The following is a 25,917-nucleotide window of genomic DNA, read 5'->3' as shown; positions in this document are numbered from 1 at the left end:
TGATTGCAAAAATAATGTGTTACTCGTTCAGCACCCCGCCGTCAGCGGGGCGCTGGTCTGCCCTTAACCCTGAGGAAGGTATTCGTGCGGGGGATTGTTCAGCAGCGCCAGCAGATGGGCGACCAGCCGCGGAGCCACTGTCTCCGGAGTGGCTTCCGGCTGCCACTGGCGCATTTGCGTCATCTCCATACCGGCATAGCCGCAGGGGTTGATACGCAGAAACGGCGTCAGATCCATCGCGATATTGAGCGCCAGGCCGTGGAAAGAGCAGCCTTTGCGGATCCGCAGCCCCAGAGAGCATATTTTGCGATCGCCGACGTAGACGCCAGGGGCGTCGGCGCGGGGATGCGACTCAATACCGTATTCGGCAAGGGTATTGACGACCGTTTGCTCCAGCAGCGTCACCAGTTCACGCACGCCCAGCTTGCGGCGCTTGAGGTTCAACAGGACGTACATTACCTGCTGTCCCGGGCCGTGATAGGTTACCTGGCCGCCGCGATCGCTCTGGATCACTGGAATATCACCGGGCACCAGCAGGTGTTCCGCTTTGCCGGCCTGACCCTGGGTGAAGACCGGGTGATGTTCCACCAGCCAGATCTCATCGAGGGTATCTTCATCACGGGCGTCGGTAAATTCGTGCATCGCCTGCGAGACGGGTTCGTAAGGTTGCAGGCCAAGCTGCCGGATTAGAATTTTATTGTGCTGCAAAACAACATCTCCGCCGGGAAGAGAGAATTCAGGTCGGGGAGTATATCACAGCCGTGCGGGAGGGAATGAGAAGACCCGGCACGGCGGCCGGGTCAGGGAAAAGGTTACAGCACCATCCGAACGATATCGATATTGCCTAACTCTTCGTACAGCGTTTCCACTTGTTCAATGTGAGTGGCGTTGATGGTGATGGAGACCGAGTGGTAGTTACCTTTGCTGCTCGGTTTTACTGACGGCGAGTAATCACCAGGCGCATGGCGCTGTACCACTTCCACCACCTGATCAACCAGCTCAGGCAACGCCTGCCCCATTACTTTGTAAGTAAATGGCGTAGGGAATTCAAGCAGTTCGTTAAGTTTGGTTTTCATGTCAGCTCCGGTGTTACGACAAAATAATAACTCCCACCAAGGGCGGGAGTTATCAGGTTACTTGGATGAATAGTATATGGGGATGGAAATCACACTTTCAAGTGTTCGATTTTTAACCAAACCAGTGGTGGAACATTAATTTAATGTAATCAATAATTTTACCGAAGAAATTACCTTCCGGAATTTCCTGCAGCACCACCAGCGGGCGCTGGTCAATGGTTTTACCATCCAGCTGGAAGTTAATGGTGCCGACGACCTGGTTTTTCTGCAGCGGGGCGTGCAGCTCAGTGTTATTCAGCACGTAGCTGGCTTTCAGATCTTTCATCCGGCCACGCGGGATGGTCAGGTAGACGTCTTTATCCACCCCCAGCGAAGCGCGATCGCTGTCGCCGAACCAGGCCGGTTCGGAAGCAAACTCTTTGCCGGCTTTAATTGGGTTGACGGTTTCGAAGAAGCGGAAGCCCCAGGTCAGCAGTTTTTTGCTTTCCGACTCACGCCCTTTGAACGTCCGGCCGCCCATTACCGCCGAGATCAGACGCATCTGCCCTTCGGTGGCGGAAGCGACAAGGTTGTAGCCCGCTTTGTCGGTGTGGCCGGTTTTGATGCCGTCGACGTTCAGGCTGTTATCCCACAGCAGGCCATTACGGTTCAGCTGGCGGATACCGTTGAAAGTGAACTCTTTCTCACGATAGATGGAGTACTCGTTCGGCACGTCGCGGATCAGCGCCTGGCCAATCAGCGCCATGTCGCGCGCCGAGCTGAACTGGCCGTCAGCATCGAGGCCGTGAACAGTCTGGAAATGGGTGTTTTTCAGGCCGAGGGCGTTGACGTAGTTGTTCATCAGGCTGACGAAGGCGTCCTGGCTGCCGGCGACATAGTCGGCCATCGCCACGCAGGCATCGTTACCGGACTGCAGGTTGATACCGCGGATCAGCTGGGAAACCGGCACCTGCATCCCCGGCTTGAGGAACATCAGGGAAGAGCCTTTGAATACCGGGTTGCCGGTGGCCCAGGCGTCGTTGCCGACGGTGACCAGATCGGACTCTTTGAATTTGCCCGCTTTCATCGCCTGACCGATAACATAGCTGGTCATCATTTTGGTCAGACTGGCCGGGTCGCGGCGGGAGTCGGCGTTGTTTTCAGCCAGCACCTTGCCAGAGTTGTAATCGATAAGGATCCAGGATTCGGCGTCAATCTGCGGGGCGCCTGGGATCATCGTTTTGATATTCAGGTCATCGGCGCGGGCAGCGGAGGAGAGCGCTGCAACGGAGAGCGCCGTGATGAGTAAACGAGCGGTGAAAGAGGTCTTCATGGTCAGAACAACGGCATCCGTGATGGAGTTAAAAAAAGTGCCTTACTATAGCAAATGCTCTGCGGGCCAGCATCCGACATTGCGCATGAGTTTGTTAATGACTTTTACATGCGCAAGGTGAACGGGCTGCCCGCGGCCTTTAGTTGGCGCGAGTAATAAAGGACTGCAGCTGCGCTTCGCTTTGCAGGCGCTGCTGAACGGCGCTGGCCTGCGCCTTGTCGGCAAACGGCCCCAGCTGAATACGCCACACCGCGCCGTTTTGCATGACCCGGCCTGGCACAGAGAACTGCTGGCTCAGACGCTGCTGATACTGCTGCGCCCGCGCCTGGTCGCTCACTGCGCCTACCTGCACAACAAAGCTACCGCTGGCGCTGGAGGCGGCGGAAGACGAAGCGGCAACGGCGCCTGCGGCGGTGGCCGCTGCGGGCGCGACGCTACCCTGGATGGAGCCGGGCGCGGTTACCGGCGCTGCTGGCGTGGCGCCGGCGGCAGGTGCCGTCGCGGCGGCGGCGGCGGGTTCGCTGCTCTCCAGCACGCCGCTGTTCAGCGGCGTCGGGGCGCCGAGGAAACCGCCGCTATTCACCGGTGCGCCAACGCTGTCTTCCGGCTTCAGCGTGCTGTTGCTGATCGGGCGAACGTCAGTGGGCGCGGGCTGGCTCATGCCAGCGGCGTCACCGCCGTCCAGATTCGGACGGGCGGGCAGGGCGTAAGTCTGTTTGGCGACGGTGGTACAAGCCATTCCCGGGCCGGAAAGCGAACCGTCAGGCGCGACGATGATCGGGTCGATACGCACTTTGGTGTTATTCGAGGTGTTCAGGCGGTCGGCGGACGCGCGGGAGAGCGAGATAACCCGATCGTTGCCGTAGGGACCGCGATCGTTAATCCGCACGACGATCATGCGCCCGTTGGCAAGGTTGGTGATCCGCGCATAGCTCGGGATCGGCAGCGTCGGGTGCGCCGCGGTCAACTGCGTCGGGTCGAAGGTTTCACCGCTGGCGGTCAGGTTGCTGTTGGGTTCCGCGTCATAGATCGCCGCGAAACCGGCCTGAGTAAAGTTTGCCGGATCCTGGACGATGTTGTAGCGCTTACCGTCGCGCTCATAATCCTGATTCGCCGTCGCGTTCGGCGTTTCATACTGCGGATCGGCGCCGCTGATCTCAACCGTCGGGCCATTACAGACGGCCGGCTGTGGAGTACTGACCGTCTTTTGTTGCACGTCATCACTCGAACATGCCGCCAGCAGCCCCGCTGCTATGCAGATCCCCAGCCATTGCTTACGCATTGCGAACCCCTTTAAACGCTTTTCGACAACATTTTTCTGTGGGTATGGATCGACATCACGATACCAAACCCGGCCATCAATACGATCAGGGCGGAGCCCCCGTAGCTCACCAGCGGCAACGGTACGCCCACCACCGGTAAAATACCACTCACCATACCAATATTTACGAAGACATAAACGAATAAAATCAACATTAAACCACCGGCCATGACCCGGCCAAAGGTGGTCTGCGCCTGGGCGGCGATCCACAGTCCGCGCATGATCAGCAGAATATAGAGCGCCAGCAGGATCAGTACGCCAATCAGGCCCAGCTCTTCGGCGAGAACGGCAAAGATAAAGTCGGTATGGCGTTCCGGCAGAAACTCCAGCTGCGACTGGGTGCCGTGCAGCCAGCCTTTGCCGCGCAGACCGCCGGAGCCAATGGCAATTTTAGACTGAATAATGTGATAGCCGGCGCCCAGCGGGTCGGTTTCCGGGTCGAGGAGCATCATCACGCGCTGGCGCTGATAGTCATGCATCAGGAAGAACCACAGGATCGGTATAAAGGCGGCGACCAGCACCACGGCGATCCCGATAAGACGCCAGCTTAGACCGGAAAGGAACAGCACAAACAGCCCGGAGAGGGCGATCAGAATCGAGGTGCCGAGGTCAGGCTGCGCCGCCACCAGCAGCGTCGGCAGGAAGATCAGCACCAGGGCAATACCGGTATTCTTCAGCGAAGGCGGGCAGACGTCGCGGTTAATAAAGCGCGCCACCATCAGCGGCACGGCGATTTTTGCAATCTCCGACGGCTGAAAGCGGACGATACCGAGATCCAGCCAGCGCTGAGCCCCTTTGGAGATGGCGCCGAAGGCGTCGACGGCCACCAGCAGAATAATACAGAAAATATAGAGGTAGGGCGCCCAGCCCTCATAGACCCGCGGCGGGATCTGCGCCATGACGATCATGATCACCACGCCCATGGCGATCTGGCCGATTTTACGCTCCATCATGCCGACGTCCTGACCGCTGGCGCTCCAGATAACCAGCGCGCTGTAGGTCAGCAGCGCCAGCAGGATCAGCACCATAGTGGGGTCAAGATGGATCTTATCCCACAGCGATTTTTTGTTCGGATTATCCGTCATTATTGATCCTCCCCTGCGGTTACCGCCGGGTTTTCGCTTGGCAGCGTGGTGTTATTATCGCCCAGCATGATGTGATCGAGGATTTGGCGCATAATCGTACCGACCGCCGGGCCGGCACCGCCGTTTTCCAGGATCATCGCCACGGCAACCTGCGGGTTGTTATAAGGCGCAAACGCCGTCATCAGTTTATGGTCACGCAGACGCTCAGAGATTCGGTGCGCGTTATAGGTTTCGTTGGCCTTCAGGCCGAACACCTGGGCGGTACCGGACTTGGCCGCGATTTTATACGGCGCGCTGGCGAAATATTTGTGCGCGGTGCCGTTGCCGCGGTTGGCCACGCCGAACATGCCGTCTTTGGCGATTTCCCAGTAGCCGGAATGGATGTCGCCTACCGGCGGCTCATGAGGCTGGACCCACGGAACGGGCTTGCCGTCTTCCACGGTGCTTTGCAGCAGGTGCGGCACTTTTACCACCCCGTCGTTAATCAGGATCATCAGCGCTTTGTTCATCTGGATCGGCGTGGCGGTCCAGTAACCCTGGCCGATGCCCACCGGAATGGTGTCCCCCTGGTACCAGGGTTTCTTAAAGCGTTTGAGCTTCCATTCGCGGGTCGGCATGTTGCCCGAGCGCTCTTCGGCGAGGTCGATACCGGTATAGTGGCCGTAGCCGAACTTGCTCATCCACTCCGAGAGGCGATCGATGCCCATGTCATAGGCGACCTGATAGAAATAGGTATCCGCAGACTCCTCCAGCGCTTTGGTGACGTTCAGGTGGCCGTGGCCCCATTTTTTCCAGTCACGATAGCGTTTTTCCGAGCCGGGCAGCTGCCACCAGCCCGGGTCGAACAGGCTGGTATTGCGCGTGATCACCCCGGCGCTCAGCGCCGAGACGGCGACGTACGGTTTGACCGTCGATGCCGGCGGATAGACCCCTTGCGTCGCACGGTTGACCAGCGGCGTGTTGGGATCGTTGAGCAGGCCGGAGTAATCTTTGCTGGAGATGCCGTCGACGAACAGGTTCGGGTCGTAGCTCGGCGTCGAAACCAGCGCCAGAATGGCGCCGGTACGCGGGTCGGTGACCACCACCGCGGCGCGGCTGCCGGCCAGCAGCGTTTCGATATACTGCTGTAGCTTGAGGTCGAGGGTGAGGTAGATGTCGCGTCCGGCCTGCGGAGGCACCTCTTTGAGCTGACGAATAACGCGGCCGCGGTTGTTTACTTCAACCTCTTCGTAGCCGGTCTGACCGTGCAGGACGTCCTCGTAATAACGCTCAATACCCAGCTTACCGATGTCATGGGTCGAGGCGTAGTTGGCCAGTTTGCCCTCTTTATCGAGGCGGTCGACGTCTTTATCGTTAATTTTCGACACGTAGCCGATGACGTGCGTCAGCGCCGAGTTATAGGGGTAGTAACGGCGCTTGTAGCCTTTGACTTCCACGCCGGGAAAGCGGTACTGGTTGACGGCAAAGCGGGCCACCTGCACTTCGCTGAGGTTGACCTTGACCGGAATCGAGGTAAAGCGATGGGAGCGGGCGCGCTCCTTTTTGAAACCGGCGATATCATCGTCGGTTAAATCGACGACGTCGCGTAGCGCATCCAGCGTCTGTTGCACGTTATCGACTTTCTCCGGCATCATCTCCAGCTGATAAATGGTGCGGTTAAGCGCCAGCGGGGTGCCGTTGCGATCGTAAATAATGCCGCGGCTCGGCGGGATCGGCACCAGCTTGATGCGGTTTTCGTTCGAGCGCGTCTGATAGTCGTCGAAGCGAACGATTTGCACATTGTACAGGTTGGCGATCAGAACGCCGGTAAGCAGCAAAATCCCCAAAAAAGCGACCAGCGCCCGGCGCACGAACAGCGAGGATTCAGCCGTATAGTCGCGGAAAGAATTCTGTAATTTCATTCGCTGCTCAGTCTACCCTGATCATCATTACTCACGGTGGTACGGATGGTTGGTGGTAATGCTCCACGCCCGATACAGGCTCTCGGCCACCAGTACGCGCACCAGCGGGTGAGGTAAGGTGAGGGTGGAGAGCGACCAACTCTGTTCCGCCGCTGCTTTACAGGCTGGAGAGAGGCCTTCCGGGCCGCCGACCAGCAAACTGACGTCGCGCCCGTCCTGTTTCCAGCGTTCCAGTTCGCGCGCCAGCTGCGGCGTATCCCATGGTTTACCCGGAATATCCAGGGTCACGATGCGGTTTTTACCGGCAGCGGCTAACATCATCTCGCCCTCTTTTTCGAGGATGCGCTTGATATCAGCGTTCTTGCCGCGCTTACCGGCAGGGATCTCCACCAGTTCGAACGGCATATCTTTGGGAAAACGGCGCAGATACTCGCTAAAGCCGGTCTGTACCCAGTCCGGCATTTTGGTGCCAACGGCCACCAGCTGCAACTTCACGCATTAACTCCAGAGTTTTTCCAGCTCGTACAGACGACGGCTCTCTTCCTGCATGACGTGAACCATCACGTCGCCGAGGTCGACGACGATCCAGTCGGCGGCGGCTTCCCCTTCAACGCCCAGGGGCAGCAAGCCGGCGGCGCGGGATTCCTGAACCACGTGGTCGGCGATGGACATCACATGACGCGTGGAGGTGCCGGTGCAGATAATCATGCAATCGGTGATGCTGGATTTGCCATGTACATCAATGGCAACGATGTCCTGACCTTTCAGGTCATCAATTTTGTCGATAACAAAATCCTGGAGTGCTTTACCCTGCAAGTGTTCCCCCTGGGTGCGTGAAGATTGATAATCATAAAGAGCCTGACAGTATACCTGAACTAATGAAAAAGTCGGGTGAAATGTCTGTCGGCAGGCGTTCGCGGCGGAGTATCATCCCATCCCTCGCCGAGGATTGCATCGCCATTTTTGTAAAACAATTTCTGCAAACCTGCTTTGGCGGATGCTGCCTGGCAGCGGAGAATAGCAGCCTGCTCTGGCCTGTCAATGGTTCGGCGGGAATTCTTGTTGCGGCTGCCAGACGGCCTGGCTATTTAATACCCGCAGGGTGGTGAAATCGTCGCGAATGTCGAGGAGACTCCAGGCGCCATGGGCTATCGGAAAGTGCCACATCGCCGCGGCGGGCATCTGCAACAGCAGGGCGGTCAGCAGGCTCAGGACGCCCTGATGGCCGACGATCAGCAGGTGGTCAAGATGGCGGCATTCGGTCAGCGTGGGGGTAAACTCGCTGACGCGGCGGGCAAAACGCTGAAAGCTTTCGCCGTTGGTCGGGGCCGCGTGCTGCCAGTCAGCGCACCATGCGGCATAGTTTTCCGCATCTTCTCGCTGGAGGTCGCGATGATGGCGCATCTCCCAGTCGCCGAAAAACATCTCATTGAGCGCGGCATGGCATTCGCGCGGGATAGCGCGATCGCCAAGCAGCAGATCGGCCGTTGTCCCGGTCCGCGCCAGCTCGCTGCAGAAGACTTTATCGAAAGGCACCGCGCGCAGTCGTTCACCGAGTGCTCGCGCCTGAGCGACGCCGCGCGGCGTCAGGGGCGTGGGGGCGTGGCCGCTGTATAACCCGGCAACGTTGGCTTCGGTTTCGCCATGGCGAACTAACCACAATTTCATGAACAGGCTCTGACAGGCGTTGGAGAGGTGGCGTTACGATAGCGCTTTTTTCGCGCCAGGCCCAGCCCGGGGTCAGCAATAGAGACCCTGCTCGCGGATGTAGTCCAGCACCGCGGCCGGCAGCATCTCGGCGCAGGACTCGCCGCGCTCAAGGCGCTGGCGAATGATCGTCGCCGAAATATCGAACCACGGGGTCTCAGCCAGGTAGATCACGCCGGAAGGACGGTGATGCAAAGACTCCACGTCGTGGGTTAAATGGCGATCCAGCCAGCGCTGATCGGCCTCATGGGCCATGGTCAGCGGGTAACCCGGCCGGCGGCAGACAATCAGGTGGACATTGTCGAGGATGGTTTCATAGTTATGCCAGGTGGGAAAGGTGAGCAGTGAATCCTGGCCAATGATAAACGCCAGCGGCTTGTGCGGCCCCTGCTCCTGGCGCCACTCCTGCAGCGTTTGCGCCGTCCAGGAGGGGGTATCGCGCCGCAGTTCGCGTTCATCAAGCGTGAACAGCGGCTTATCGGCAATCGCCAGCTTCAGCATGTGCACGCGCTGGGCGCTGGTGGCTTCCGGCTGGGGACGATGCGGCGGGACGTTATTAGGCATGATGATGACCTTGCTCAGGCCAATCTGATTCGCCAGGATCTCGACCGGCTTGAGGTGACCATAATGCACCGGATCGAAGGTGCCGCCATAGATTGCCTGTAAGTGAGTCATATCAACCATCAATAAAAACGTCCGCCAGGGCTTTGTGGCAGAGCAACAACGAAAGACTTTCCAGTTCGGGCCAGACGTCGTACCCGTAATCCTGTTTAAAGGTCAGTTCCGCGCGGGTCAGAAGGGTCACCGCCTGGCGCAGCTGTTCGCCGCTGAGTCGGGCGAGGGCGTCGCTGAGCAGCTGACGGCGGTTTTGCCAGACCCGATGTTTATCAAACAGCGAACGCAGCGGCGTCTGCGCCGACTGGCGCTTGAGGGTGACCAGCAGCAGCAGCTCCCGCTGTAGCGTACGCAGCAGGATCGCCGGCTCGCAGCCTTCAAGACGGAGCTGCTGCAGAACGTGCAGCACGCGCTTGCTTTTGCCTGCCAGCAGGGCATCGACCCAATGGTAAGGGGTAAAGTGCGCGGCATCGTTCACTGCCTGCTCAACGCGGGGCAGGGTCAGCTTACCGTCCGGCCAGAGGAGTGCCAGCCGCTCCAGCGCCTGCGCCAGCGCCAGCAGATTGCCTTCGTAACAGTAGCACAGCAGCTGGCTGGCCGCGTCGTCGAGCTGCAGCTGATGCTGTTTAGCCCGCGCAGCCAGCCAGCGCGGCAGCTGCGCGTATTCCGGCGTCTGGCAGCTGACCTGGACGGCGCGCTGAGCCAGCGCGGTGAGCCACGCGGCATTCTCCTGGGCTTTGGTCAACTTACTGCCGCGAACGATCAGCAGCAGGTCGTCGTGCAGCAGACCGACCAGCGTCGCCAGCTGTTCATTGATCGCCGCGTTGGGGCCGTTTTCCGGCAGGATCAACAGCAGGGTTTGCCGGCTGGCAAACAGGCTCATCGCCTGGCTTAAGGCGAAAAGCGCCTGCCAGTCGGTGCTGCTATCGATAGTGAAGGTGTGGTGTTCGGTAAAGCCCTGCGCGGCAGCGGCTTCGCGAATAGCGTCCTGGCTTTCCTGCAACAGCAGAGGATCGTTGCCAAGCAGCAGATAGGCCGCGCGCAGCCCTTCAGTGAGCTGCACGCGGAGCTGTTCCGGGTACAACCGAATCATCATTGACCCAGCGTGGTGGAGACGCGGTTACCCGAGGACGCCGGCGCGGTGCTGCCCGCGACCGGTTTTTCTTCCTGCTGGGTGGCTTCAACATCCGCTACCTGAACGCTTGGCAGTTTACGAATCAGCTGTTCCGCCGCTTTATCGTACATTTCCTGGATAATCATATCCTGCTCGGCGTCTTTGGCTAGCGCCGCCTGCGGGTTATCAAAGAACGAACGATAGACCTTGGTGGTTATCGGATAGATATCGTGACCCGGGATCAGGACGCTGGCATGAACGGTCATGACCATCTGATATTCCGCCGTACGACCGTCCTGGAACACCGATGCCGTATCTTTCTGAATCGACGATCCATCGAGGCGCAGAGAAGGGACATCTTTACGCAGCGTGCTGGCGTCGATCAGTTCCACGCCGTTAAGACGCAGCTGATTACGCACCGCGCGGCTTAACGGCCCGTTCGGATCGCTCGACTGGAAGATCATGGTTTTCATGGTGGTGGGCACCTTGGTAGTGCTACGCAGATGCCAGCCACAGCCGGCGGTGGCAAGCACCGCCAGAGATAACAACATTGTTACCAGATATCGCACGCTTCCTCCCGCGCTTAGCCAACGACCAGATTGAGCAGTTTACCCGGAACGTAAATCACTTTACGCACGGTTTTGCCGTCGAGATACTTCGCCACCAGATGCTCCTGGCCGGCGCGCTCGCGGACCTGCTCTTCAGTTGCGTCTACCGCAACGGTAATTTTACCACGAACTTTGCCGTTGACCTGGACGACGACGAGGGTGCTGTCTTCCACCATCGCGCTTTCATCTGCCACCGGCCACGGCGCGTTGTCGATATCGCCTTCACCGTTCAGCTCACGCCACAGGGTGAAGCTGGCGTGCGGGGTGAACGGGTTGAGCATACGCACGACCGCCAGCAGGGCTTCCTGCATCAGAGCGCGATCCTGCTCATCTTCCTGCGGCGCTTTCGCCAGCTTGTTCATCAGCTCCATGATCGCCGCGATGGCGGTGTTGAAGGTCTGACGACGACCGATGTCATCGGTCACTTTGGCGATGGTTTTGTGGATATCGCGACGCAGCGCTTTCTGATCTTCACTCAGCGCCGCCACGTTCAGGGCCGCAACGTCCCCTTTGGTGGTGTGTTCGTAGACCAGCTTCCAGACGCGTTTCAGGAAGCGGTTCGCCCCTTCGACGCCAGATTCCTGCCACTCGAGGGTCATATCCGCCGGGGAGGCGAACATCATGAACAGACGCACGGTATCCGCGCCGTAGCGCTCAACCATGACCTGCGGGTCGATGCCGTTGTTTTTCGACTTGGACATCTTGCTCATGCCGGTGTACACCAGCTCGTGGCCCGCCGCGTCTTTGGCCTTAACGATACGGCCTTTTTCGTCACGTTCGACGATGGCGTCAACCGGGGAGACCCAGTTACGTTCGCCGTTTTCGCCTACGTAGTAGAAAGCGTCAGCCAGCACCATGCCCTGGCACAGCAGCTGTTTCGCCGGCTCATCGGAGTTGACCATACCCGCGTCGCGCATCAGCTTGTGGAAGAAGCGGAAGTAGAGCAGGTGCATGATCGCGTGTTCGATACCGCCGATGTAGATATCGACCGGCAGCCAGTAGTTGGCCGCTTGCGAATCCAGCATCCCTTCCTGATACTGCGGGCAGGTGTAGCGCGCATAGTACCAGGAGGATTCCATAAAGGTGTCGAAGGTGTCGGTTTCGCGCAGCGCCGGCTGGCCGTTAACCGTGGTCTTGGCCCATTCAGGATCGGCTTTGATCGGGCTGGTGATGCCGTCCATGACCACGTCTTCCGGCAGGATCACCGGCAGCTGATCTTCCGGGGTCGGCAGCACGGTGCCGTCTTCCAGGGTGACCATCGGGATCGGCGCGCCCCAGTAGCGCTGACGGGACACGCCCCAGTCGCGCAGGCGGTAGTTAATTTTACGCTCGCCGACGCCCATGGCTGCCAGTTTGTCGGCAATGGCGTTGAAGCCCGCTTCATAATCGAGGCCGCTGAACTCGCCGGAGTTAAACAGGACGCCTTTCTCGGTCAGCGCCTGCTCCGAGAGATCTGGCTCAGAACCGTCGGCGGCGAGGATCACCGGCTTGATGTTCAGCCCGTATTTGCTGGCGAACTCGTAGTCGCGCTGGTCGTGACCCGGAACGGCCATCACCGCGCCGGTGCCGTACTCCATCAGCACGAAGTTAGCCGCCCATACCGGAATTTCTTCGCCAGTCAGCGGGTGGATAGCTTTAAAGCCGGTATCGACGCCTTTTTTCTCCATCGTCGCCATGTCGGCTTCCGCCACTTTGGTGTTGCGGCATTCGTCGATGAAGGTGGCCAGCGCCGGATTGTTGGCCGCAGCCTGCTGCGCCAGCGGGTGACCCGCAGCGACCGCCAGGTAGGTACAGCCCATAAAGGTGTCCGGGCGGGTGGTGTAGACGGTCAGCTTGTCGGCGTAATGGTTAACGTCAAAGGAGATTTCCACCCCTTCAGAACGGCCGATCCAGTTGCGCTGCATGGTCTTCACGGTGTCCGGCCAGTGGTCCAGCTTATCCAGATCGTTCAACAGCTCATCGGCGTAGGCGGTGATTTTAATAAACCACTGCGGGATCTCTTTACGCTCGACTTTGGTGTCGCAGCGCCAGCAGCAGCCGTCGATAACCTGCTCGTTGGCCAGTACGGTCTGGTCGTTCGGGCACCAGTTCACCGCGGAGGTTTTTTTGTACACCAGGCCTTTTTTGTACAGCTCGGTGAAGAACTTCTGCTCCCAGCGGTAGTATTCCGGGGTGCAGGTCGCCAGCTCGCGGCTCCAGTCATAGCCGAAGCCCAGCATTTTGAGCTGGTTTTTCATGTAGGCGATGTTGTCGTAGGTCCACGGCGCTGGCGCGGTGTTGTTTTTTACCGCCGCGCCTTCCGCAGGCAGACCGAACGCATCCCAGCCAATCGGCTGCAGGACGTTTTTACCCAGCATACGCTGATAGCGGGCAATCACGTCGCCGATGGTGTAGTTACGCACGTGACCCATGTGTAGTCGACCAGAAGGATAAGGAAGCATCGACAGGCAGTAATACTTCTCTTTGCTCTCGTCTTCAGTTACTTCAAATGTACGATTTTCGTCCCAGTGAAGCTGGACTTTCGATTCTATCTCTTCCGGGCGGTATTGCTCTTGCATGGCAGCCAGTGGTCCTGTTTTCAATACAGCTACAAAATGTAGCCAATGGATGTGTTATTTCAGATCGGCATAGCATAGCCCAAACGCCAACGTCAAAACAGCTTTTCGCACATCAACATCGGCAAAAGCTGGGCAGATTATTTCGCGAGTCTGTGGCTTGTCAGACACAGCGGGAGAGGAATAAGGTCTATTATCAGAAGACGTTAACCACACCGGAGGCGAAATGATGAACAAGGTTGCTCAATATTACCGTGAACTGGTCTCCTCGCTCAGCGAACGGCTCCGCCATGGAGAACGCGATATTGACGCGCTGGTGACGCAGGCACGCGATAAAATTGTCCGCGCCGGCGATCTGACGCAGAGCGAGATTGAGTCGGTGATAGCCGCGGTCAAGCGCGATCTTGAGGAGTTTGCCCGCAGCTACGAAGAGAGTCATGAAGACGAGAGCGACAGCGTGTTTATGCGGGTGATCAAAGAGAGCCTGTGGCAGGAGCTGGCCGATATCACTGACAAAACCCAGCTTGAGTGGCGGGAGGTTTTTCAGGATCTGAATCATCACGGCGTATACCACAGCGGCGAAGTGGTCGGTTTAGGCAACCTGGTGTGTGAGAAGTGTCACTATCACCTGGCGGTGTATACCCCGGATGTGCTACCGCGCTGTCCGAAGTGCGGCCACGATCAGTTCCAGCGTCGCCCGTTTGAGCCCTGATCGATCGGGCCCGGTGCTGAATGATTGCGCCGGGCCGGTGAAAAAATAATTAATGATAAATCTAATGGGGCAATATAAACCTTATAGATTTATTGGTGTTATGCTCATATTTTTTACACCGCCACGGATTATCGTGGAGCATAACGCGCAGCGTATCGCAGCCAGCTCAGCGTATGATATTGACCAAATTAATTTGGAATAAGATGCGCGGTGCGCTTGCTAATGGGGCGTGGGCGCTGTCTGATAACAAGGCTATGTCATTTGCGGAGACTCATCGGCGATGCGCTGTCGCCAGCGCATCGCTTATTGTCAACGAATAGTATTTATTTCTGCCTGCTTATACTGCTGGCGACCACCCATGTCAGAGGCGTAGTTATGGTAAGAATTGACCACTAACTTATCAGCAGAAAGAGAACCTGCATTACAAATTGAAAGGTTCAGGAAACCGCAGCGGTAGCCACCATTTTTGACATACCGGGTGGTCATCGTCAGGGAACCATTCGCCTTAATCGTTTTATAGTTGGTGATGTCAGCGGTTTGTTGCGTATACAGAGTCATGTCCCCGCTACTCATCATTTGACCCTCATTAAGTATGCCGTTATTCGCGGTGATGTTGACAGCATTCCCGTCGATCGTTGCCCTGTTCCGCAGGTAGTTACTCTCGATGTTCAGCGTGTCGCCGTAAATATAATAAGTATTATCGATCACATCGCCTTTAATCGACAGGGAATGTTGACCAACAATATTCCCCTCCTGATCCAGATTACCGTTAGTCACTATGGATACATCATTACCTTCAATGCGACCTTTGTTATATATCTTCCCCGAAGTGATGTTGTCATCCTTTTTAGCTTGCACGGTCAGGCTGGAGTTAGCCCGGATGTTGCCGGTGACGTTAAGCGTATTGCCGCTGAAAGCAATGTTTGTGACATCGCCCAGGATTGAGCCGCCGTTATCGATATTGACGGCGGACACGGCTAACTGGCCATCGGTGTCGATATAGGACCCATAGCGAGTAGTGAGATTGCCCCCGCTGGCTACGGATAGCATCTGAGTTCCCCTAAAAGTACCCGCGTTAACGAGATCGCCGCTAGCATTTACGCCAAGTGTTTTGCTGCTGGCAATAGTGCCTTCATTGTTTAATGTCCCCAAACTGGACAACGCCGTAGCGTAAGCGGTGCTATTAATGGTACCTTTATTTTTCATATCCCCTGCAGACACCATATTAGCGACAAGGCCGTCCGCGTTGATGGCGCCCTCATTAATCAGAGAACCATAGCTCGTCATCATAAGCATAGAGTTTGCGCTAATAACGCCTTTATTACGCACGCCGAGGCCTAAGGTATTCCCCACCATACTGATGCTATTGGCCTTGATACCGCCTAGATTGCTGATATCAATACTATATTCCGGTATGAGCATCTGCATGACCGTAGCCGTTTTCCCATGGTTTGCTATCTCTCCGGTAGCGTTATTATATGTGAAGTTACCCGCGCTGAGGGCGGTGCTGGCGGCGTTAAGGGTACCGTTAATCGCAATGGCATCCGCAAGCAAGATCGCATAGTTTGAGGAGGCGTTCATGCCTTTATCACCGATGGTGATTTTACCTTGCGTGACCGTATAGCTATCAATCGCACCGGTGTCGCTCAGATTGACCTGGCCTGTCGTCAGCACTGCTTTGTTAGTATTAATAAAACTGCATCCGGAGCAGGAGATGCCGTTAGGGTTGGCGATAACGACATCGGCTTTTTGTCCGTTAACCTCGATAAAGCCCTGCAGGTTACTCATTTTATTGGAGGTCACTTCATTTAAAATGACGGAAGCGCTGCCGTTGGTCAGATTGTTATTCTTTGCGATATTACCGTGAGTTTCGTGATTAACGTCACTGGCACTATTGTTTAATATGGTGCCGTTAGGGCCGACGTTAAATTCGCGATATAATTTATGCGAGACGCCAGCGGCATTTGGGGCTTCGATATCAATAACATTTGCCCCTGATTTATGCGTATAGCTTGAGGGATCGGCATAAACAACGGATGAACTTAGCGCTGCAGCCAGCGCAACATATGAAACCTTGAATTTAAACATGTAATTTATTCCTTTAAATATGAAAAAATGAATCAGTAAATTGCAGTAATGTGCTGATGAAAACTAATACCTCCACTGTAATGAAAAGCCCATATTCATGGCATCGCTATGAAAGTCGTCAGGTTTACTAATGGGCGTGCCGATAAAAAAGTCATATTGCGTAGACGCTATTTCTCCGCGGACGCCGCCGACTGCGCCAGAAAGACTTTTTCCTTGCCTGGCGTGCTCGCTACCAATGATCCGGCCGAAGTCAAGACCAAGATATACCTGCCGGTCGGGGGTGGGAATATTCCAGCTAAAATCATTGCGCCAGTACCAGCCTTGATTGGCCGAAAGCGTATTTTCACCATCAAAGCCGCGAACCGTCCAGCGATTGCCGATATTAAACTGGTTGTCCGAAGATAATCTATCCGGGCTGAACTGGGCATGGAAACGCGGCATCCAGCTAAACTTATCGCCGGTTGCGGCAAACTGCATTAAGGCCTGTATATCGGCGTGAACGATGCGCGAATGGCGGCTATATAAACCGGCTTTTTCCTCCGGCGTAGGCACGGAGCTGAGCCACGGCAGGCTGCGCTGAGTACCTACGCTGGCGTCGACAATTTTATTGTTAAAATAGCGCTGGTGGCGCAGGGTAAATTCCCAGACAGGATTTTGTTTACGCATTACATGCAGCTCATCGCCGCCAAAAAAGTAGTGCGAACTGCTCTTTGCTATGCGCAGATCGGCGGTCGTTTTTTGTTGTCGGGTATGCGAAAGCAGGCGGCTAAGGGTCGCGCTGTAATAACGGTTTTTACTTTTATAGTCGATGCTTGACCATCTTCCTTTAAACAGCTGGCGGTACTGGCTGTAGGAGCCGTACAGGCTCAATGACCAGTAACCAAAAGGCACGGAGTAGTAAAGGTTGCCGTTATGGTTGCCGTCGTTGTGCTGGTTGAATTCAACGTCGCCGCCTGCCGAGATGGAAAGAATATCGTTCAATGAAGATAAATCGTAAAGGTATAGCGCGCCGCCGCCCTGATAGCGACCGCTGGCGCGGCTGCCTGCGTCATCAAGCCAGGCGCCAACCTGCCACTGTTTATCCATTACCCGGGCGATTTCAATATCACTTTCGCCAATGTGTTCCCCGGGCCGCAGCTTCATATGGGCGCTGGCGCCAGGCAGCCGCTGCAGGTTAGCCATCCCTTGTTCAAGATCGCTGAGGCGCAGGATTTTACCGGTATGCGTGGGCATGGAGGTCCACAGGTTCGTCGTGGCGCTCTTCGGCGCAAAATCAATATGCCCCGTTTTGCCATAAGTCAGCGTTATTTTGAGTATGCCCCCTTCTAGTGACTGAGAAGGGATATCGATCAGGGAAGTAATATACCCTTGCGTTATCAGTTCATTTTGTAAGGCGTTCGTCAGCAGGCGAATACCTTCTATTCCGAGGCAATGGCCGGGCGCCTGGGCTGCGATCTTCCCGAGGAGGGCGGTGGTTTTTGCGTTGTCCTCGGAGGTAATATCAACTTTCGTGATATACCGACAGGTCGCTTCTTCGGGAAATATCAAGGTTTGCTTTTTCGTATGGGTACGAGAAGATTGGTATTGCTGCTGATGGGGCATTAATGCGCTTTCACGGGCTTTATCCTGTTCAACCTGGTTTACCGTTGCGGCCTCAATACCCGCCCAGGCGGTAAAGCAGGTGAGCAAATTTAAACACAAAATAATGGCCAGTCTGTTAGTGTTAGTCCGCATGAAGCAATATCCGTTTGTTTCATTGAGTAAGATTATAATTAATGGTTGTGCGCGGCATGAAATAGCCTGCGCGACGTATAGCAAGTCAATTGAAATATTATTTTCAAGAAATTTAAACTCACGGGGATTATTACAAGATGCCGTATGCTAACGATGACGTGGCGGTTAATCTATTCTACGGCCCCTGAATTCTTTGTGAAATTTTTACTTCACGTTGTGAAGCTGTCGCTTTGAGAGGAAGCGATTGAAAAGGGGAGGGGCTGACAGGCGCGCACGGTGATATCGTGCGCGCCGCAGAAGTTAGTGCAGAATTTTGGCGAGGAAGTCTTTGGCGCGATCGGATTGTGGGTTAGCGAAGAACGCTTCTTTATCGGCGTCTTCGACAATCTTTCCTTCATCCATAAAGATCACCCGGTTGGCCACCTTGCGGGCGAAGCCCATTTCGTGGGTAACCACCATCATAGTCATCCCTTCGTTGGCCAGTTCCACCATGACGTCCAGTACCTCGTTGATCATCTCCGGGTCGAGCGCGGAGGTAGGTTCATCAAACAGCATGGCGATCGGGTCCATGCACAGCGCACGGGCGATGGCCACGCGCTGCTGCTGGCCGCCGGAGAGCTGCGCCGGGTATTTTTCCGCATGCGCCGCCAGGCCCACGCGCTCCAGCAGCTTGAGACCCTTCTTGCGCGATGACGCTTTGTCACGATTGAGCACCTTAACCTGCGCCAGCGTCAGGTTGTCGATAATCGACAGGTGCGGGAACAGTTCAAAATGCTGAAACACCATTCCGACATGCGAGCGCAGTTTGGCAAGATTGGTCTTTTTATCGTTAACCACGGTGCCATCGACGATAATCTGCCCCTGCTGCACCGGCTCAAGGCCGTTCACGGTTTTAATCAGTGTGGATTTACCGGAGCCTGACGGCCCGCAGACCACCACGACTTCGCCTTTTTTCACTTCCGTGGAGCAATCGGTCAGCACCTGAAAGTGACCATACCATTTTGAAACATTTTTCAGGGTAATCATTACACAGTCCTTTTCTTCAACCAGCTGACCAACAGCGAGGCGCTGAGGCTAATCACAAAATAGACGCCGCCCGCGAACAGGATCATTTCAACCTGGGTCCCGTCACGCTCGCCAATCGTCGAGGCGGTACGGAAGAAGTCGGCGAGGCTCAAAACATACACCAGCGAGGTATCCTGGAAGAGGACGATCCCCTGGGTTAACAGCAGCGGCACCATGGCGCGGAAGGCCTGCGGCAGGATCACCAGCCGCATCGACTGCCAGTGGGTCATTCCCAGCGCCAGCGCGGCGCTCGACTGGCCGCGGGAGATGCTCTGGATGCCGGCGCGGATAATCTCCGAGTAGTAGGCGGCTTCGAACATCGAAAACGCCACCATCGCCGAGATCAGGCGAATATCCGTCTTCGGCGACAGTCCCAGCACGTTCTGCAGGAAGCCCGGGACAATCAGGTAGAACCACAGCAGAACCATCACCAGCGGGATGGAACGGAACACGTTAACGTAGGATTTAGCAAACCAGGCCAGCGGCAAAAAGCTGGACAGGCGCATTACCGCCAGCAGGGTGCCCCAGACGATACCGACCACGATGGCGATCACTGTGATCTTCAGGGTGATCACCAGTCCCGCCAGCAGGTAGGGCATGGAGGGAACGATCGAACTCCAGTCAAAATCGTACATTATTTGCCTCCCATATTGCCAGGCAGGCGAACCTTACGCTCGACCACATACATAATCAGCATAATCACCGCGTTGATGAAAACATAGGCCAGGGTGATGGCCGTAAAAGACTCCCAGGCATGAGCGGAGTAGTCCAGCAGTTTGCCCGCCTGCGCGGCCATATCGGCCAGACCGATGGTGGAGGCGATGGCCGAGTTTTTCACCAGGTTCATCATCTCCGAGGTCATCGGCGGCACGATAACGCGATAGGCGTTCGGCAGCAGCACGTAGCGGTAGGTTTGCGGCAGGGTCAACCCCATCGCCAGACCGGCGTTCTTTTGCCCGCGCGGCAGCGACTGGATAGCGGCGCGTACCTGCTCGCAGACGCGAGCGGCGGTAAACAGCCCCAGGCACAGCATCGAGGAGACAAAGAACTGAATGTTTGGGTCCAGCTCCGATTTAAACCACATGCCGATATTTTCCGGCAGGAATTCCGGCACCACCAGGTACCAGGTAAAGAACTGCACGATCAGCGGCACGTTGCGAAACAGTTCGACATAGCAGGTGCCAATCCCTGAGAGCAGACGATTGGGCACCGTGCGCAAAATACCGAACAGCGAGCCGACGAGAAAAGCGATGATCCAGGCCGAGATGGAGAGGGCGACGGTGATCTGAAAACCGCTCCACAGCCAGCCCAGGTAGGTAGTGTTGCCGAAGGGGGCCTGTTGCAGGAATATCCCCCAGTTCCAGTCTATTGACATACATGACTCCTGGAAAAAAAAGGGTAGCCATTGCTACCCTCGAAGACGGTTGTCCAGCTTGTTTCGGTATTCGCGGCGGCTGGGGAACGACCAGCCGCCGTATAGTCTGTCCGTGCTGTGACAACCATCGGGAGGGCAGGATATCCCGCCCCTGGTTGTTATAATTAGTTCAGTGCTTTGTCATTAGGTGATTTGAACAGCGCTTTCATGTCGTCCGACAGCTCGAAGTTCAGGTTAAGATTTTTTGGCGGAATCGGGTTTTTGAACCATTTATCGAACCACTTCGCCGCTTCGCCAGAGGTCTGGGCCTGGGCAACAGTTTCATCGACCAGCGCCTTGAAGGCCGGATCGTCCTTACGCAGCATGCAGCCATAGGCTTCTTTCGACTGCGCGGTGCCGACGATTTCCCAGTTATCCGGTTTCTTCGCCTTGGCGCGTTCGCCGGCCAGCAGAGCGTCATCCATCATAAAGGCCACCGCGCGTCCGCTCTCCAGGGTGCGGAAAGAGTCGCCATGATCTTTGGCGCTGATGATGCGCATATTCATTTTTTTCTCATCGTTCAGCTTATGCAGCAGGATCTCTGAGGTGGTCCCGGAGGTGACAACGACCGCTTTATCCTTCAGGTCCGGGAAATCTTTGATCGGGCCGCCTTTCTTCACCAGCAGACGAGTGCCGACGACGAAGATAGTATCGGAGAAGGCCGCCTGTTTCTGGCGCTCGAGGTTGTTGGTGGTTGAGCCGCACTCGAAATCAAAGGTGCCATTCTGCAGCAGCGGGATACGATTCTGCGAGGTAACCGGGATCAGTTTGACCTGCAGATCGGGTTTGTTCAGCTTCTTCTTGATGGCATCGACGATGGCGTTGGAGTAGTCCTGAGAGTAACCCACAACCTTCTGTTGGTTATCGTAGTAAGAGAAAGGGACGGAAGATTCGCGATGGCCGACAACGATAACGCCGTTTTTCGCGATCTTATCCAGAGTGCTCTGGCCAGCCGCCGGGGCAGCATCTTCCGCCTGCGCCAGACCAGCGGTCATTCCCATTACCAGCATTGCCGTGGCCAGTTTACGTAATTGCATATCCAACTCCTTATCCGCAGCGTCACCGACGCTATTGATACCCATTGTGATTGTGTGTGTTGTTATTGGGGGCACGCATCCACGTGCCGCATTTGTATGTGTTTGTTAGCATTTAGTTTGGCTTAATGTAAAGATTTTGCTGTTTTATTGTTTATTTTTGCGAAGCGCTCCGCACCAATCGGAGGCAAATATCTTCCATTGCACCAAAATAGCGCGACCGCCGATCGTTTATGGTGCAACCCGGTTGCACTGGGCCAGAGGACGGCGCTACCCGATTAAATAAAGCAATGACTGTGCCAGGGTGGCAAATGACGGGAAGAAAAAAAAGCCGACGACGGGCGTCGCCGGCAGAGCATTTATCGGCGACGCTGACGCAGGCTCATCAGCAGCGCGCCGAAGCCGAGCAGCGCCGTCAGCGCCCACAGCGGCCAGTTGCCAGTGCGGGCGTAAGGGGTCAAGCCGCTGGTGGGCGTCACGGTGGTGGTCAACACCTCGCGGGTAAACTGCGGGATCATCTTCTGAATCTCGCCGCGCGGGCCGATGACGGCGGTAATGCCGTTGTTGGTGCTGCGCAGCAGCGGGCGGGCCAGCTCCAGGGCGCGCATCCGCGCCATCTGGAAGTGTTGCCACGGGCCGATGGACTTGCCGAACCAGGCGTCGTTGGAGATGGTCAGCAGGAAGTCGGTGTCCGGACGGAAGTTATCCCGCACCTGTTCCCCGAGGATGATCTCGTAGCAGATGGCCGCGGTCAGCTTTAGGTTATGCGCCATCAGCTGCGGCTGCACGTAGGGACCGCGGCTGAAGGAGGACATCGGCAGGTCGAAGAATGGCGCCAGCGGACGCAGAATCGACTCCAGCGGTACAAACTCGCCGAACGGCACCAGATGGTTCTTGTTGTAGCGGTTGGTCGAGTCGTAGCGGTACGGATTATCTTTGCCGAGGGTAATGATGGTGTTGTAGGTGTCGTAGCGGTTCTGCTTATTGAGACGCGCGTCGACGATGCCGGTGATCAGTGAGCTGTCTTTTGCGCGCAGCAGATCGTCCATCATGCTGAGGAACTGCTGCTGGTTGATCTCGAGATCCGGGATCGCCGATTCGGGCCAGATAATCAGCTGCGAGTGGCCGATATGCGGCTGGGTCAGCGTCAGATAGGTTTTCAGAGTGTTAACCAGCTGCTTCTCGTCCCACTTCATGGCCTGCGGGATATCGCCTTGCACCAGCGAGACCTGCGTCGCACGCGCCGGCAGCAGCTGATACCACTGGATATAGCGCAGCGGGAACGGCAGGGCGAACAGCAGCGCGGCAATGACCAGCGACTTCCCGTTGCGCTGTACGAGGGCCAGGGCCAGCAGGCCGCTTACCATCATCAGCAGGAAGTTGATCGCCTCGACGCCCATCACCGGCGCCAGGCCTTTCAGCGGGCCGTCAATCTGGCTGTAGCCGAACTGCAGCCACGGAAAACCGGTCAGCACCCAGCCGCGCAGGAACTCGGTGATCTGCCAGACGACGGGAGCGGCGATCGCCACCCGCAGCCAGCTGGTTTTGGGCCACAGACGGGCGAGCAGGCCGGCAAACAGGCCGGTGTAGAGCGAGAGATAGGCCGCCAGCAGCACGACGAGGAAGACGTTAACCGGGCCCGGCATACCGCCAAACTGCGCGATGCTGACATAGACCCAGTTGATACCCGTGCCGAACAGGCCGAGCCCCCAGAAATAGCCGATGCCGGCGCTTTGCAGCGGGCGGCGGTTGAGGGTTAACGCCTGCAGACCGACCAGCGAAATAATCGCCGCGGGCCAGAAGTCATAAGGTGAAAAAGCCAGCGTTCCGCTGGCTCCGAATAGCAGCGCCAGCAGCAGACGTACGCGCTGACGTTCAAGAAGAGAGGCAAATACCATTTAGGCTAATCGTCCCGTTAATTAACGCCTGTTGCCACAGGCTATGCTGTTTGCCAGCCGGGGGAGGGGACAACCGGGGATCGCCCACGGTCTGTCTCCCGGCTGGCCGTGACCTTCAGCGCCGCCGCTTACTCTTCCAGCTTCGGCTGGGGAGCGTCATCCGGCAGCTTAACATGCACCTGAATGATACGACGACTATCTGCCATTGCTACCTTGAATTGGTAACCATCAATGTCGATAGATTCGCCGCGAGCCGGCAGGTGGCCAAAGGCCTGCATTACCAGTCCGCCAATGGTATCCACTTCTTCATCGCTGAAGTGCGTATCGAAGGCGTCATTGAAGTCTTCGATGGAGGCCAGAGCGCGCACCGTCCAGGTATGGCGGCTCAGCTGGCGGAAATCGATATCTTCTTCTTCGTCGTATTCGTCTTCAATTTCCCCGACGATGAGCTCAAGGATATCCTCGATGGTCACCAGACCGGAGACGCCGCCGAATTCGTCAATAACGATCGCCATATGGTAGCGCTGTGAGCGAAACTCTTTCAGCATGCGGTCGACCCGCTTGCTTTCCGGAACGACAACCGCCGGCCGTAACACTTTTTCCATGCTGAAAGCTTCGGCGTCGCTGCGCATAAACGGCAGCAGATCCTTGGCCATCAGAATCCCTTCGATGTGATCTTTATCTTCACTGATGACCGGGAAGCGCGAGTGGGCGGATTCGATGATGACATCAAGGCACTCGTCCAGCGTCTGATTGCGTTTCAGGGTAATCATTTGTGAACGGGGGATCATAATGTCGCGGACCCGCTGGTCGGCGATATCCATTACCCCTTCGAGCATGTCACGGGTATCTTCATCGATAAGGTCGTTCTGCCCGGAATCACGGATCAGCGCCAGCAGTTCATCGCGGTTTTTCGGTTCCCCGTGAAAGAGCTGGCTGAGTAACAGGGAGAAAAATCCCTTTTTGCTGTTTACTGTGTCACTACTGTGTGAATTGTCGTCGCTCATGGCGTCGTTTGGGTTCTCATGTTGATTTAATGTCGCTCGTCGCGCGTACACTCAGCGCCGGACGGCATGGGTTGCCTGAGGTTCAGGCGGGTAAAATGCATGAACAGCGGCCGGATGAGACGCAAGCGCCGCCATCCGGCAGGGGGCTATTCAGCAATCTTCTCGGAAATGTACGGGTCCTCATAGCCCAGAGCAAGCATTATCTCTGTTTCGAGGGCTTCCATCTCTTCCGCTTCGTCATCTTCGATGTGATCGTAGCCCAGCAGATGGAGGCTGCCGTGAACCACCATATGCGCCCAGTGCGCCTCCAGCGGCTTCCCTTGCTCGCTGGCTTCCTGCTCCACCACCTGACGGCAAATGATCAGATCGCCGAGCAGCGGCATTTCAATCCCCGGCGGCGCTTCAAACGGGAAAGAGAGGACGTTGGTCGGTTTATCCTTGCCGCGATAGGTCAGGTTCAGCTCATGGCTTTCTGCAACGTCGACCAGACGAATCGTTAACTCTGACTCCTCCTGAAACGGCGGAATGACGGCGTCGACCCATCGTTGAAAAAGGGCTTCGTCCGGCAGGCCGCTGGTCTCTTCGCAGGCCAGCTGTAAATCGAGGATCACCTGACTCATTTTTGCTCCTGTTCCTGGGCTTCGCGTTTGCGCTCGGCGGCCAGTTCTGCTTTACGTTTCTGGTCTGCGGCTTCCCATGCCTCATAGGCGTTCACGATGCGGGCGACCACCGGATGGCGGACCACGTCTTCGCTATGGAAGAAGTTAAAGCTGATCTCATCCACTTCCGCCAGCACTTCGATGGCGTGGCGCAGACCGGATTTGGTGCTGCGCGGCAGGTCAATCTGCGTGATGTCGCCGGTGATCACCGCCTTGGAGTTAAAGCCGATGCGGGTCAGGAACATCTTCATCTGCTCGATGGTGGTGTTCTGGCTTTCATCAAGAATGATAAAGGCGTCATTCAGCGTCCGTCCGCGCATATAGGCCAGCGGAGCCACTTCGATGACGTTACGCTCAATCAGCTTTTCCACCTTCTCAAAGCCGAGCATCTCGAACAGCGCGTCGTACAGCGGGCGCAGATACGGGTCGACCTTCTGGCTCAGATCGCCGGGCAGGAAGCCGAGCTTTTCGCCCGCCTCGACGGCCGGACGGGTCAGCAGAATGCGGCGGATCTCCTGGCGCTCCAGCGCATCGACCGCCGCCGCCACCGCCAGATAGGTTTTCCCGGTACCTGCCGGACCCACGCCGAAGGTGATGTCGTGATCGAGGATATTGGCGATGTACTGCGCCTGGTTCGGCGTACGCGGTTTGATCACCCCGCGCTTGGTCTTGATATTGACGGCTTTTCCGTACTCCGGCACGCTCTCGGCGCTCTGCTCCAGCACGCGCGCCTCTTTGATCGCCAGATGGATCTGCTCTGGTTCAATATCCTGAATCTGACCGCGCATCGGCGCCGTGTCGACATACAGGCTGCGCAGAATATCGGCGGCGGCGTGCACGCATAGGGCGCGTCCGGTCAGTTTAAAGTGATTGTCACGGCGGTTGATCTCAATGCCTAACCGACGTTCCAGCTGTTTGATGTTGTCGTCAAACGGGCCGCACAGGGCTAACAGGCGTGCGTTATCCGCTGGCTCCAGGGTAATTTCACGAGTGTCTATGTTCAAACTGTTCC

The 25,917-nt window shown here is 56.7% G+C and carries 24 protein-coding genes; 1 reads left to right on the top strand and 23 read right to left on the bottom strand.

Annotated elements, in window-relative coordinates; translation table 11 throughout:
* Positions 1-63: 63 nt before the first annotated feature.
* From lipB to leuS, 13 genes are all read right to left on the bottom strand, one after another.
* Positions 64-708, bottom strand: coding sequence for a lipoyl(octanoyl) transferase LipB (gene lipB / locus K5R89_RS11880; protein ID WP_023288830.1), 645 nt, complete (start codon positions 706-708; stop codon positions 64-66).
* Between the two features lie 104 nt (positions 709-812).
* On the bottom strand, positions 813-1,076 hold the full coding sequence (gene ybeD, locus K5R89_RS11875; protein WP_002894474.1) for a DUF493 family protein YbeD: 264 nt from the start codon (positions 1,074-1,076) through the stop codon (positions 813-815).
* A 112-nt stretch (positions 1,077-1,188) separates the two neighbouring features.
* Positions 1,189-2,388: a D-alanyl-D-alanine carboxypeptidase DacA gene (gene dacA / locus K5R89_RS11870; protein WP_023288831.1), complete on the bottom strand. Its 1,200-nt coding sequence runs from the start codon at positions 2,386-2,388 to the stop codon at positions 1,189-1,191.
* A 139-nt stretch (positions 2,389-2,527) separates the two neighbouring features.
* Positions 2,528-3,670, bottom strand: coding sequence for an endolytic peptidoglycan transglycosylase RlpA (gene rlpA / locus K5R89_RS11865; protein ID WP_064158166.1), 1,143 nt, complete (start codon positions 3,668-3,670; stop codon positions 2,528-2,530).
* Between the two features lie 11 nt (positions 3,671-3,681).
* A complete protein-coding gene (gene mrdB / locus K5R89_RS11860; protein ID WP_004885876.1) occupies positions 3,682-4,794 on the bottom strand; it encodes a peptidoglycan glycosyltransferase MrdB in 1,113 nt (370 codons plus the stop codon).
* The gene (gene mrdA / locus K5R89_RS11855) at positions 4,794-6,695 is read right to left on the bottom strand and encodes a peptidoglycan DD-transpeptidase MrdA (RefSeq protein WP_023288833.1); all 1,902 of its coding nucleotides are present in this window, start codon (positions 6,693-6,695) and stop codon (positions 4,794-4,796) included. Before mrdA ends, mrdB begins: the two co-directional genes overlap by 1 nt.
* 27 nt (positions 6,696-6,722) lie before the next feature.
* A complete protein-coding gene (rlmH, locus tag K5R89_RS11850; RefSeq protein WP_002894620.1) occupies positions 6,723-7,190 on the bottom strand; it encodes a 23S rRNA (pseudouridine(1915)-N(3))-methyltransferase RlmH in 468 nt (155 codons plus the stop codon).
* Between the two features lie 3 nt (positions 7,191-7,193).
* The gene (rsfS, locus tag K5R89_RS11845) at positions 7,194-7,511 is read right to left on the bottom strand and encodes a ribosome silencing factor (protein ID WP_023288834.1); all 318 of its coding nucleotides are present in this window, start codon (positions 7,509-7,511) and stop codon (positions 7,194-7,196) included.
* A 222-nt stretch (positions 7,512-7,733) separates the two neighbouring features.
* On the bottom strand, positions 7,734-8,363 hold the full coding sequence (locus K5R89_RS11840; RefSeq protein ID WP_101976521.1) for an adenosylcobalamin/alpha-ribazole phosphatase: 630 nt from the start codon (positions 8,361-8,363) through the stop codon (positions 7,734-7,736).
* Positions 8,364-8,435: 72 nt separating this feature from the next.
* Positions 8,436-9,086: a nicotinate-nucleotide adenylyltransferase gene (gene nadD / locus K5R89_RS11835; RefSeq protein ID WP_032455122.1), complete on the bottom strand. Its 651-nt coding sequence runs from the start codon at positions 9,084-9,086 to the stop codon at positions 8,436-8,438.
* The gene (holA, locus tag K5R89_RS11830) at positions 9,079-10,110 is read right to left on the bottom strand and encodes a DNA polymerase III subunit delta (RefSeq protein WP_217259394.1); all 1,032 of its coding nucleotides are present in this window, start codon (positions 10,108-10,110) and stop codon (positions 9,079-9,081) included. The genes nadD and holA overlap by 8 nt, the downstream gene beginning before the upstream one ends.
* Entirely contained in the window at positions 10,110-10,700 is a 591-nt protein-coding gene (gene lptE, locus K5R89_RS11825) for an LPS assembly lipoprotein LptE (RefSeq protein ID WP_004885890.1), read from the bottom strand. The genes holA and lptE overlap by 1 nt, the downstream gene beginning before the upstream one ends.
* 14 nt (positions 10,701-10,714) lie before the next feature.
* Positions 10,715-13,297: a leucine--tRNA ligase gene (gene leuS / locus K5R89_RS11820; protein WP_044521615.1), complete on the bottom strand. Its 2,583-nt coding sequence runs from the start codon at positions 13,295-13,297 to the stop codon at positions 10,715-10,717.
* A gap of 226 nt (positions 13,298-13,523) precedes the next feature.
* On the opposite strand from leuS, the gene K5R89_RS11815 reads away from it, so the two are divergent.
* Entirely contained in the window at positions 13,524-14,006 is a 483-nt protein-coding gene (locus K5R89_RS11815; protein WP_025999140.1) for a zinc ribbon-containing protein, read from the top strand.
* A gap of 309 nt (positions 14,007-14,315) precedes the next feature.
* Here the strand turns inward: K5R89_RS11815 and K5R89_RS11810 are convergent, their stop codons facing one another.
* The 10 genes from K5R89_RS11810 to K5R89_RS11765 form a co-directional block, all read right to left on the bottom strand.
* Positions 14,316-16,094: a filamentous hemagglutinin N-terminal domain-containing protein gene (locus K5R89_RS11810; RefSeq protein ID WP_217259386.1), complete on the bottom strand. Its 1,779-nt coding sequence runs from the start codon at positions 16,092-16,094 to the stop codon at positions 14,316-14,318.
* 63 nt (positions 16,095-16,157) lie between these two features.
* On the bottom strand, positions 16,158-17,828 hold the full coding sequence (locus K5R89_RS11805; protein ID WP_217259387.1) for a ShlB/FhaC/HecB family hemolysin secretion/activation protein: 1,671 nt from the start codon (positions 17,826-17,828) through the stop codon (positions 16,158-16,160).
* A 300-nt stretch (positions 17,829-18,128) separates the two neighbouring features.
* Positions 18,129-18,854 (bottom strand): amino acid ABC transporter ATP-binding protein, encoded by a 726-nt coding sequence (locus K5R89_RS11800; RefSeq protein ID WP_004885898.1) that lies wholly within the window; start codon positions 18,852-18,854, stop codon positions 18,129-18,131.
* Complete coding sequence (gene gltK, locus K5R89_RS11795) at positions 18,854-19,528, bottom strand: glutamate/aspartate ABC transporter permease GltK (protein ID WP_002894707.1); 675 nt, start codon at positions 19,526-19,528, stop codon at positions 18,854-18,856. The genes K5R89_RS11800 and gltK overlap by 1 nt, the downstream gene beginning before the upstream one ends.
* The gene (locus tag K5R89_RS11790) at positions 19,528-20,268 is read right to left on the bottom strand and encodes an amino acid ABC transporter permease (protein WP_032455129.1); all 741 of its coding nucleotides are present in this window, start codon (positions 20,266-20,268) and stop codon (positions 19,528-19,530) included. Before K5R89_RS11790 ends, gltK begins: the two co-directional genes overlap by 1 nt.
* 164 nt (positions 20,269-20,432) lie before the next feature.
* On the bottom strand, positions 20,433-21,344 hold the full coding sequence (locus K5R89_RS11785; protein WP_023288842.1) for an amino acid ABC transporter substrate-binding protein: 912 nt from the start codon (positions 21,342-21,344) through the stop codon (positions 20,433-20,435).
* A gap of 356 nt (positions 21,345-21,700) precedes the next feature.
* Positions 21,701-23,239, bottom strand: a complete 1,539-nt coding sequence (gene lnt, locus K5R89_RS11780; RefSeq protein WP_217259388.1) for an apolipoprotein N-acyltransferase — start codon at positions 23,237-23,239, stop codon at positions 21,701-21,703.
* A 128-nt stretch (positions 23,240-23,367) separates the two neighbouring features.
* Positions 23,368-24,246 carry a CNNM family magnesium/cobalt transport protein CorC gene (gene corC, locus K5R89_RS11775; RefSeq protein WP_004197606.1) on the bottom strand — a complete coding sequence of 293 codons (879 nt, stop codon included), beginning with the start codon at positions 24,244-24,246 and terminating at the stop codon, positions 23,368-23,370.
* 146 nt (positions 24,247-24,392) lie between these two features.
* Positions 24,393-24,866, bottom strand: coding sequence for an rRNA maturation RNase YbeY (gene ybeY / locus K5R89_RS11770; protein WP_023288844.1), 474 nt, complete (start codon positions 24,864-24,866; stop codon positions 24,393-24,395).
* The gene (locus K5R89_RS11765) at positions 24,863-25,909 is read right to left on the bottom strand and encodes a PhoH family protein (protein ID WP_004176871.1); all 1,047 of its coding nucleotides are present in this window, start codon (positions 25,907-25,909) and stop codon (positions 24,863-24,865) included. Before K5R89_RS11765 ends, ybeY begins: the two co-directional genes overlap by 4 nt.
* Positions 25,910-25,917: the final 8 nt, after the last annotated feature.

Origin of the sequence: Klebsiella sp. TF21-TM, assembly GCF_019753495.1 — a bacterium.
Classification (GTDB): domain Bacteria; phylum Pseudomonadota; class Gammaproteobacteria; order Enterobacterales; family Enterobacteriaceae; genus Klebsiella; species Klebsiella quasipneumoniae.
This window is presented reverse-complemented; position numbering and strand designations above follow the sequence as displayed.